5 protein-coding genes and 1 riboswitch are annotated in these 10,450 nt (G+C 75.6%); of the genes, 4 read left to right on the forward strand and 1 reads right to left on the reverse strand.

Going from position 1 to position 10,450, the window contains the following annotated elements; all coding sequences use genetic code 11:
* The first annotated feature begins 133 nt into the window (after positions 1 to 133).
* On the forward strand, positions 134 to 628 hold the full coding sequence (locus AC067J_RS15965) for a hypothetical protein (RefSeq protein WP_478299520.1): 495 nt from the start codon (positions 134 to 136) through the stop codon (positions 626 to 628).
* 131 nt (positions 629 to 759) lie between these two features.
* Here AC067J_RS15965 and AC067J_RS15970 read toward each other — a convergent pair whose 3' ends face one another.
* Positions 760 to 3,951 carry a M28 family peptidase gene (locus AC067J_RS15970; RefSeq protein WP_478299522.1) on the reverse strand — a complete coding sequence of 1,064 codons (3,192 nt, stop codon included), beginning with the start codon at positions 3,949 to 3,951 and terminating at the stop codon, positions 760 to 762.
* A 399-nt stretch (positions 3,952 to 4,350) separates the two neighbouring features.
* Here AC067J_RS15970 and AC067J_RS15975 point away from each other — a divergent pair, with 399 nt between their 5' ends.
* From AC067J_RS15975 to AC067J_RS15985, 3 genes are all read left to right on the forward strand, one after another.
* Complete coding sequence (locus AC067J_RS15975; RefSeq protein WP_478299524.1) at positions 4,351 to 5,733, forward strand: helix-turn-helix domain-containing protein; 1,383 nt, start codon at positions 4,351 to 4,353, stop codon at positions 5,731 to 5,733.
* Positions 5,734 to 5,980: 247 nt separating this feature from the next.
* Complete coding sequence (locus tag AC067J_RS15980) at positions 5,981 to 6,445, forward strand: rhodanese-like domain-containing protein (protein ID WP_478299526.1); 465 nt, start codon at positions 5,981 to 5,983, stop codon at positions 6,443 to 6,445.
* A 258-nt stretch (positions 6,446 to 6,703) separates the two neighbouring features.
* Positions 6,704 to 6,826, forward strand: a riboswitch (SAM riboswitch).
* Between the two features lie 259 nt (positions 6,827 to 7,085).
* Positions 7,086 to 10,316: an AAA family ATPase gene (locus AC067J_RS15985; protein WP_478299528.1), complete on the forward strand. Its 3,231-nt coding sequence runs from the start codon at positions 7,086 to 7,088 to the stop codon at positions 10,314 to 10,316.
* Positions 10,317 to 10,450: the final 134 nt, after the last annotated feature.

Below are 10,450 nucleotides of genomic sequence, written 5' to 3' on the forward strand. Positions count from 1 at the left end.
CGTGCGCCGTCCGTCGTCCCGACCCCTGGCTTCCGACCCCGGTCGGAGGCGACCCGTCGGGGGTGGCCTGTCGAAGGTGACCTGCCGAGGTGTCCTGTTGGAAACGTCCTGTCGAACCGATTCGGAGAGCACCGTGCCGAAGCCCCGCTCCACCCTGGTCGTCCGGGCCCTGCCCGCCCTCGCGGCCGTCCTGTTCGCCGCGGCCGCCGGGTGCGGCGCCCTCCTCCTCTTGCACACCGACCGCTGCCCGGACGTCCCGGAGGCCCGGACCACCGCCCTGGCGGGCCTGGAGGAGCTGGGGCTGGCCCCCGGCGGCGCCCGGGCGGAGGGGCCCGCCACCGGCGGCCGCTGCACCGACGGCGACGGCGAGAACCTGCTGTCCGCCGGGCGCACCTACACCTACCCCGGTGACCCGGCCGAGGTGACGCGGTACTACGCCGCCGAACTGGCGGCCCGCGGCTGGACGCCCGCCCGCGCCGCCCGGATCGGCCAGACCTGCTACGGCCGGGAGACCGCCGCGGGGCACACCCTGCTGCGGGTCGGCCCCGTGCGACCCGACCCCGCCCCGGGCGGCTACGAGCTGAGGGCCGAGGCCGCGATCGAGGGCCGGGCCGACTGCGCCGAGTAGCCCCGCCGGGCCGGGGCGGGCGCCCGGACCAGGCGGGGCCGCCCGGAACGACGGCGGCGGTGCCGCGGTTCGTCCCCCTCGACGAACCGCGGCACCGCCTGTGTCCCGTCCCCGGAACAGATCCGGTCCGCTCAGATCTGCTGCCAGAGGGCCGGGACGATCGGGGGCTCCCAACCGACCTGGGCCGTGTGGCCCTGGAGGCACCGGTAGCTGACACCGTTGAAGGTCACGGTGTCACCGGCCTTGTAGGTGGTGCCCGCCGCCCAGGTGCCGTTGCCCGGCCCCGGGTCGTTGGCGACCACCAGCGAGTAGGAGGTGGAGTGGCTGACCGAGCCGGCGCCCGTCACGGTCAGGTTGTAGGTGCCGGGCGCGACCGAGGAGGCGACCGAGACGCTCAGCGTGGCCGAGCCGCCGGACTGCACCGAGGAGGGGCTGACCGAGGCCGTCACGCCGGCCGGGGCACCGGTGACGGTGAGGTTCACCGTCTGGGCCGAGCCGGAGGTGGTCTGGGTGGAGACCGACGCGTTGGTCGACTCGCCCGGCTTGACCGTGCCGCTGCCAGGGTTCACCGCGACCGAGAAGTCGTTGGTCGGGATGGGCCCGGTGCCGACCGAGGTCTTCCACAGGGTGTAGGCGACGCCGTCGGCGCTGCGGTCCAGCACGGTGGCGTTGATGTTGCTGGTGGTGTCGCACGCCGAGTGGTAGCAGGAGTCGTACGCCCGGTTGGCGGTGCCGCCCCACTTGGACGCCTGCGCCGAGGTCTTGGTGGCGCTGGCGCCGGCCGCGTAGCCCGAGGTCGGGATGCCCGCGGACTGGAACGAGGCGTCGTCCGAGCGGCCCTGGCCCTCGACGTTCTCCTCCGGCTGGAGGTTCAGCGAGTCCCAGTACGCCTTCATCGGCGCCGAGGTGGCGGAGTTGACGTTGTTGATGAAGTAGCCCGCGTTGGGCGAGCCGACCATGTCGAAGTTGTAGTAGCCCTTGATCGCGCTGCGCTGGGTGGAGCTCAGCTGGTTCACGTAGTGCTTCGAGCCCTGCAGGCCCTGCTCCTCACCCGTCCACCAGGCGAACCGGACGTGCCGGCTCATGGTCGGGTTCTGCTGCGCCAGGACCAGTGCGGTCTCCAGCAGCACGGCGGAGCCGGAGCCGTTGTCGTTGATGCCCGGGCCGGCCGAGACGCCGTCCAGGTGCGCGCCGAACATGGTCACCTGGTCGTTCGGGCCGCCCGGCCAGTCGGCGATCAGGTTGTTGGCGGTGTAGGTGCAGGTGGAGCAGGTCTGCTCGGTGACGGTGTAGCCGGCCGCCTGGAGCTTGGCCTTCACGTAGGCCAGCGACTGGCTGTACCCGGCGGTGCCGGTGCGGCGGTTGCCGCCGTTCTGCGAGGCGATGGTGTTGAACTGGCTCAGGTGCGCCTGGACGTTGGCGACGCTGATGTCAGGGGCGTTCGGGTTGGGGTTGGTGCTGCCCACGGTCAGCGTGTACTGCGCGGTGTGGGTGGTGGCACCGGTGGCGGTCACGGTGATGACGTAGTTGCCGGGTGCCGTCGACGAGGACGTCGTGATGTTCAGCGTGGCGGGCGAGCCGCTCTGCACCGAGGACGGGGTGACCGTCGCGGTGGCACCGCTCGGGGCGCCCGAGGCGGTCAGGTTGAGCGTCTGGGCGCCGCCCGAGACGACCGAGGTGTTGATCGTCGCGCTGGTCGACGAACCGGGCTGGACGGAGCCGGCGCTCGGGGTGAGCGTGATGTTGAACTCGGGGCCCGTCACGTTGCAGGTCGGCTCGCCGCTCTGGGCGGGCAGGCTGACCGCGTCCCAGGCCGCCTTGGTGCGGTTGAACAGGTTGCAGCTCGGGTCGAGGTTCTTGGCGGCGGTCAGGGTCGTGACCCGGTACTTCTTGTAGGTCATGCCGCTGGTCTTGAGCAGCATGCCGCCGTAGAAGATCCGGCCCGCGTCCTTGATGCCGACACCGGTGATCGTGGAGTTGTTGCAGGTCGGGCTGGTGGGCTTGCCGCCGCCCGGGTTGGAGCCCTCGGCGAGCAGGTAGAACCAGTGGTTCAGCGGGCCGGCGGCCGCGTGGACCTCGGTGCTCGGGATCGAGGAGGAGTAGCAGTTCGGGTCGCCGTTGACCAGCGAGGGGTTGGCCATGTTGCGGATCGGGCCGCGCCCGACCAGGTTGACCATCTCGCCGACGGTGTAGTCCGGGTTGTCGTACGGGGCGGGCTGGTTGGCGTAGGCCTCGGTCAGTGCGCCGAAGATGTCGCCGGTGCCCTCGCCCAGGCCGTTCTCGTTGTTGGCGCCGCCCGGGGTGAACTGGTCGATGCCGTGGCCGAACTCGTGGCCGACGACGTCGATCGAGGAGATCCACTCGTTGGCGTTGTTGTGGCCGATCGAGACCGAGGAGCCGTCCCAGTAGGCGTTGACGTCGTTCAGGCCGACCTTGACCGGCCAGCTCCCGCCGTTGCCGTTGTGGCCGTTGCGCCCCAGCCAGTCCCGGAGCATGTCCCATTCCTTCTGCGCCGCGAACATGACGTCGCCGCAGCCGGTCTCCTTGCTGGTGGAGCTGCCGTTGCCCCAGGAGTCGGAGGACTTGGTGAACACCTGGCCGGTGGAGTAGTCGGCACAGCTCAGGCCCGGCCGGCCGGGGTCGCGCAGGGAGTACGAACTGCCCGAGCCGGTGGTGCTGATGGTGACCGGCGACGGGCCGTTCCACTTGCTGTTGACCGTGCCGGCCCGGACGTCGTCGTAGCTGTCGATGACCTCGCCGCTGCGGGCGTCGACGAAGACGTGCAGGGTGCTGGGCGCGGTGGCGGTGCGGCCGGTGAGGACGGTCTCCCAGGCGAGGCGGCCGGCGCCGTCCTTGACCCGGACGACCAGGCGGCGCGTCTGCACGCCGTCGACGGTGGCCAGCTTGGTGCGGGAGGTCTTCTCCGCGTTGGCGGCGCTGACCAGGGGCGTGGTCGGCACGCCGATCGGGCCGGAGGAGGCGGACTGCGATCCGCGGACCTTGCCCTGGCCGTCGGCTATGACGACGGCGTCGCCGCCGACCACCGGGAGGCCCTTGTAGGTGCGCTCGTAGGCGACCGAGTAGAGGCCGGCGAGCCAGGGGGTGACGGACTGGCGCTCGTAGGTCTCGCCCGGCCCCTTGGCCAGGGCGTCCAGGCCTGCCGCGGCCGCCTGGTCGGCGGCGTTCACGGCGGCGGTCAGCGCGCTCGGCGGCGCGACGGCCGTCGGGCCCGGGTCGGCGGCGGCCTGCCCGACCGCGGTGGCGGTGAGCATGCCGGCCAGGACGGCCAGGGTGGTGCCCGCCGTCAGTAATCTGCGTTTCATTCCGAGGCTCCTCGAACGTGGGGGTGCTCGACCGCGGACGGCGTGCCGGAAAGGCGCTCACCGCGGGCCGCATGGGGGACGGCCGCTGCGGGCGTCCGCGCTCGGGTGCCGGAACCCTCACACGCCGTCATGCCACGGTCAACGGGTACGGCGGGCACTTCGAGTGTTTGGCAAGTTCTGTCAAGCCGGCTGTCCCGTACCGGTGTTGGTGTCCGGAAGGGCAGCGCGGGAGGCCAGGGCAGGTGCAGAGGTTGAGACCACATAGTGGAGAGGTTGAGACCAGAGGGGAAAAGTGGTTGAGACCACGTCATGTACGGAGGGGCGCTCCGTCCAGTACCGTCCTCCTCAGCGGACCTCCCCACCGGAAGGCCCGGGAGCGCACTCGGGAGGGCAGCCCCGTTGCACCGGAACCGCGCCGCGGCAACCCTCGCCGAGGACGAGCTCTGGCGTGCCTTCGGCATCCGCCTGCGGCAGTGGCGCCGCCGGGCCGGCCTCACCCAGGCCCAGCTCGGCGCCGAGATCGGCTACGACCACACCGCCGTCAGCAAGCTCGAACACGGCACCCGCCGCACCAGCCCCCGCCTCGCCGACCGCCTCGACGACCTCCTCGCCGCCGGGGGCGAACTGCGCACCGCCTGCCGCCGGGCCGAGGACGGCGTGCCGGAGGACACCGCGGCGCCGCCCACGGGCTGGGCCCGGCCGCCGCTGCCCGATCCGCCCGTCTCCCTCGTCGGCCCGGCCCTCCCACCCGGGCTCTCCGTCTGGCTGCCCGCACGCCTCCCCGACTACGGGATGCTCTGCCCGCTCCACGACGCCGCCGGCTGCGCCGTCCCCGAACCCGGCGACCTCGCCGCCCTGCACGACGCCTTCCGCGCCGCCGACCCCGCCACGGCGCCGGCCCTCGACCCCGACACCGCGCACGCCCTCACCGGCCTGCTCGCCGCCCACCTCCGCGCCGGCGAGGCCCCCGCCGGACCGGGCACCGTCGCCGTCGAGGAGACCCTCCGCGTCATCCTGCGCCGCCTCGCCGCCCACCCGGCCGACCGGGCCCGCCGTCCGCTCGCCCGGCTCGCCGCCGAATACGCCCACGCCGCGGGTGCGTTGCGCATGCAGGACGGCCGCAACGCCACCGCGATGGCCTGCTTCGACCGCGCGCTCGGCTGGGCCGAGCTGGCCGGCGACCCCGCCACCCAGGTCGCCGCGCTCAGCGACATGAGCGCCCTCGCCCGCCTCGACGGCGACCCCGCCGCCGCCCTCGGCTACGCCCGCGAGATGGCCCGGGCGGCACCCGGCCGGCACTGGGCGGGCGCGATGAGCCAGATCGGCCAGGCCCGCGCCTACGCCCTGGCCGGCGACGTCCGCGCCACCGTCCGGCACCTCGCCCGCGCCCGGCTCCACCTCGACCACATCGACACCCGCGACGAGACCGACGCGGCCTGGCTCTCCATCGCCTCGATGCGGCTGCGGGTCGAGGCGGGCGCCGCCGCCGCGCTGCGCGACGCGGCCGCCGCCGTCGGTGACCTCCGGCTCGCCCGCCGGGCCGTGGACGCCGCCGAGACCGCCCTCGCGCTCCTCGCCCCCGATCAACTGCCCGTCGCCCGCCTGCTGTTCACCGTCCGGGTGGCGGACTGCCTGCTGGTGGCGCGCGACCCCCGGGCGGCGGCCGAGCTGCTGGCCCCGGTGCTCGCGGCGGACGGCGGCGGGGCGGGTCTGCCGGCGCTGGTGCGGCACGAACTGGCCGGGCTGCGGGGGAGGCTGGCGGAGCACGGACTGGCGGGATAGCGGGGCTCGGGGCGCCCGGCGTCGGACCCGGCGGCTCCGCGGGGGTCGGGGGTCTCGGGGCTCGGGGGCGCCCGGAGTGTCCGAGGTGTTCGGAGTGCCCGAGGTGTCCGGGTACGGCGCCGTGGTACGGAGCGGGGAGGAGGCCTGGCGGGATCTTGGCGGGAGCAGGCGATCACGCCGATCGCGCGGCCGGACCCGCGCGGGCGAGGATCGGATCACCGCCCCGGCCGAGGCAAGGAGCCCCGACATGACCAGCAGTGCCGTTCTCGCCGTCCCCGCCGCCGAGCCCTCGGCCGCCGCCGCCCACTACCTGGCCCGGCTCGCCTTCGAGGCCGACGTCTCCGACGTGCGCGCCGACCTCGCCGCCGGCGTCCCCGGACTCGTGGTCGTCGACTCCCGGGCCGAAGCGGCCTGGGCGCAGGGCCGGATCCCCGGCGCGCTGCACATCCCGACCGCGCGGATCCCCGAACTGGCGCCCGCGCTCGTCGACCCCGCGGCGACCGTCGTCACCTACTGCTGGGGCCCCGGCTGCAACGGCGCCACCCGCGCCGCGCTCGCCTTCGCCCGACTCGGCTACCGGGTGAAGGAGATGCTCGGCGGTTTCGAGTACTGGGCCCGCGAGGGCTTCGCCTACGACACCGACCACGGCACCGGGCAGCGCCCCGTGGACGACCTGACCGCGCCCCGATCCGGCATCAGCTGCGCCTGCTGATCGCGGCCGTCCGGGCCCTTCGCGCACGCCCGGCCGAAGCACCCCTGTCGACCCCCTACCGACCGACGACCCGTCAGACCGGAACCGCCGGTCCGGACCCGGCCGTCCGCTCACCGCCCAAGTGTGGCAACGGTGTTGCGGCCGGATTGCGCCCCGTTTCACGAGGCGGCGCCCGAGGTCCGGACCGGCGGATTCGCGTGTTCCGCCGGGGGTTCCCGCAATTGACGGGATCGGCGGCGCCTTCCTAAACTCGGTGTCGGCGAAGAATGTCAGCCACAGGCCCCGGCCGGCTGACTGGCAACCCCCACACCGCGGTGGGGTGCCCCGGGGATAAGCCGGGTGGCGTGGCGTTCAGGTGACGCGTCGTCACAAGCGCGGTCATGGCCCGGTAGGGCGCGGGGGATGGAGAACGTCGTGGAACAGCGGGCGGGCGGACGCAACGCCGCGAGCCTCAGGCTGGTGGCCAGGCTCGACGTCGACCTGCTGCGGCGCGCCAGCTCCCTCTGTCGCTGACGCCGGTCGGCCGGCCGGGCAGCCCTGCCCGTCTCGGTCGGTCCGTCCGATTCCCTCGCCCACGCCCCCGTGCGAGGAGGAGCGCCCAGCGGCCCGTCCTCCCGTGCGCACAGCTCCAGGAGAACGGATGTCCACCTTCCCCGCGCCCGCCCCCCGAGACCTGTCCAGAGCCCTCCCGGTGGGCCGGGAGCCCGAGTACCGGAGGCTGCGCGAGGCGTTCGACCGGTGCGCGGCCGGCGCCGGGAGCGTGATCGTGCTGCACGGATCGGTCGGCAGCGGCCGCAGCGACCTGCTCTACGCCTTCACCGACACCGTCGCCGAGCGCGGGGCGCACGTCCTGGTCGGCACCGGCTCGCCGCTGGAGCGGGAGTTCCCGCTCGGGCTGGCCCGGCAGCTGCTCCAGGGCGCCGACCTCGAACCGGAGGAGGCCGCGGCGGCGGAGCGCCTGCTGGCCGACGGCGCCGCCGAGGGCGGCCGCCCGGCCCCGTCGGACGGACCGCAGGGACGGCTCACCCAGCGCACCCTGGAGGGCCTGTTCCGGCTGGTCCGGCGGCTGGCCGAGCGCGCCCCCGTCCTGATCGCCGTCGACGACCGGCAGGACGCCGATCCGCAGTCGCTGGAGTTCCTGCTCTACCTGGTCCGCCGCACCCGCAGCGCCGGCGTGCTCACCGTGCTCAGCTCGCGCGAGACCATGACCCCGTCCAACCCCTTCTTCGAGGTCGAGCTGGCCCGCCAGCCGCACCACCAGCACATCCGGCTCGACCTGCTCTCCACCGAGCTGGTCGCCGAGCTCCTCCGGACCAGGCTCGGCGCGGCGTCCGTCCGGCTGGCCGTCGAGGCGCACACCCTCACCGGCGGCAACCCGCTGCTCGTGCACAGCCTCATCGGCGACCAGGAGACCGCGGGCGTCCCGGACGAGCTGGTCGTCGGCGAGGGCTACCGGCGCGGACTGATGCACTGCCTGCACCGGATCGACCCGCTGGCGCTGCACTACGCGCGCGGCGTCGCCGTGCTCGGCGCGTCCGCCACCCCGGACCTCCTCGCCGAACTCCTCCTGCTGGCACCGGACTCGCTGCCCAGGGCGCTCTACCTGCTGCACGCGGCCGGTCTCTTCCGGGACGGCGGGTTCCGCCACCCGACCGCCGCCGGGGACCTGCTCGCCGCGATGCGCCCGGTCGAACTGGCCGCCCTGCACCAGCGGGCCGGGCGGTTGCTGCGGGCGGCCGGGGCGGCGGACGCGACCGTGCACGGGCACGCCCGGGTGGCGGAGGGGCACCTGCGCGGCTCCCTGTCGGCCGGGGAGCCGGCGGTGCCGGGGCAGGGCACGGTCGCGGGCCCGGAGGCGGGGCCCGGAGCGGGCGCGGGTACGTACGGCTGGCCGCCGGGCCTCGCCGGGGTCGGCGGTGGTGGTGCGGGTGCGGGTGCGGGTGTCGGTGTCGGTGCCGGCGCGGGTGCCGCTGCGGGCGGTGGCGCCGGTGGAGTCGGTGACATCGGTGGAGTCGGTGGTGTGGGTGGTGTCGGGAGCACCGGGGGTTTCGGCGCCGCCGTGAGCGCCGTCGGGAGCACGGCCGGGAACGCCCTCGGGGGCGCCGCCGGCTTCGGCGGCGCATGGGCGCTGCCGGAGCCCGGGCCCGTCACGGGACCGGTGGGCGGCCGGACCGACGGGCTCGCGGGCTGGCTCACGGGCGGCCCGTCCGGCGAGCCGGTCGGCGAATTCGGCGAACCGGTCGGCGAACCGGTGGGCGAACCGGTCGTCGGTCCGCTCGGCGGCCCGGCCAGGGCGGCGGGCTGGACCGGTGGACCCGCCAGCACCGGGGGGTTCGGGCCCGAAGCGGCCCACGGCCCCGCCGTCGGCGTGCTCGGCTCCTTCGGCACGGCGGCCGTCGAGTGCGTACCCACCCTGCCCGGCACGGTGACCGACGCGGACACCGCGCGGCGGCACGAACTGAAGACCGTCCGCCACCACTTCTGGCACGGCCGGACCGAGCAGGGCGTCGCCGCGCTCGCCCGGTTCGAGGCCGCACCCGGCAACGGAGCCCCCGCCGAGGCCCTGCGGTACTGGCTCGCCTACTGGTACCCGGGACTGCTGCCCAACCCCGCCCGCCCGCAGACGGGCCGGCCGGTGAACGCGGCCGACCACCGGGGCGACGGCATGCGGCTGCTCGCCGGGCTGATGGCCGGCACGGTCGCACCGGACGCGGCCGTCGTCCAGGCCGAACTGATCCTGCGCGCCGGGCGGCTCGGCGGCGTCCGCACCGAGTCGCTGACCGCCGCGCTGACCGTCCTGCTGTACGCCGACCGCGCCGACCGGGCCGCCCACTGGTGCGGACCGCTCGCCGACCGGGCCGGCGCCCGCTGCGGCGCCAACTGGCACGCCCTGCTGGCCGCGCTGCGGGCCGAGACGGCGCTGCGCCAGGGCGACCTGCGGGCCGCCGACGAGGCCGGGCGCGCCGCCTTCGCCCACGTCCGGCCGGAGGCCTGGGGAGTGGCGGCCGGTCTGCCGCTGGCCACCATGGCCGCCGCCCGCACGGCGGCGGGCCTGCACCAGGACGCCGCCCACTTCCTGGAGCTGCCCACCCCCGAGGGGATGGCCCGCACTCCCGCCGGGCTGCACCACCGGTACGCGCTGGCCGGCCACCGGCTCGCCCTCGGCCGGGCCGAGGAGGCGCTCGCCGACTACCGCGCCTGCGGCGACGCGATGGCCCGCTGGGGCCTGGACCACCTGCCCGCGATCGCGCCCTGGCGGCTCGGCGCCGCCCGCGCCCAGCTCGCCCTCGGCCGCCGCCCGAACGCGGCGGCCCTGGCCGACCAGCAGCTCGCCCGGCTCGGCCCGGCCGGACAGCCGCGGATCCGCGGCCTGGCGCTGCGGATCCGCGCGGCGGCGGGCGAGCGGTCCGAGCGGACGGAGCTGCTGGAACGGGCCGTCGCGCTGCTGGAGGAGGCCGGTGCGGAGGCGGAACTCTCGGCCGCCCTCTCCGAGTTGAGCGAGGCCCACCAGAGCGACGGCGACCCCGGCCGGGCCCGGCAGACCGACCGCCGGCTCCGGCGCAACCCGCCGCTGGCGGTCGTGCCCGCTGAGGGCGCGGCGGCGGAGCCGGCCGCCGGCGGGCTCTCCGAGGCCGAGCGGCGGGTCGCCGAACTGGCCGCCCGGGGCCTGTCCAACCGGGACATCGCCCGCAAGCTCTACATCACCGTCTCCACCGTCGAGCAGCACCTCACCCGGGTCTACCGCAAGCTGGGCGTCCGCCGCCGGGTCGACCTCGCCAAGCTGGTCGGGCCGGGCACCGGCGGCTCCGAGGAGGGGCCAGTGGGCGCACTCGCGGCACGGAGCCGGCCGACGGACCTCGTCGCCGGCTGATCGCCGGCCGGCGGCCTGCTGCCGCCGGCCGGGTCCGCGTGCGGGTGGGGGCTCCCGCGCCGCACGCGGACCCGGCGGGGAGGGCGCTCCGGCCGCGGGCGGGGAGTCGACCGTCGGGCCCGCGTCGTGCCGGC

Source organism: Kitasatospora sp. NPDC042419 (assembly GCF_056437345.1).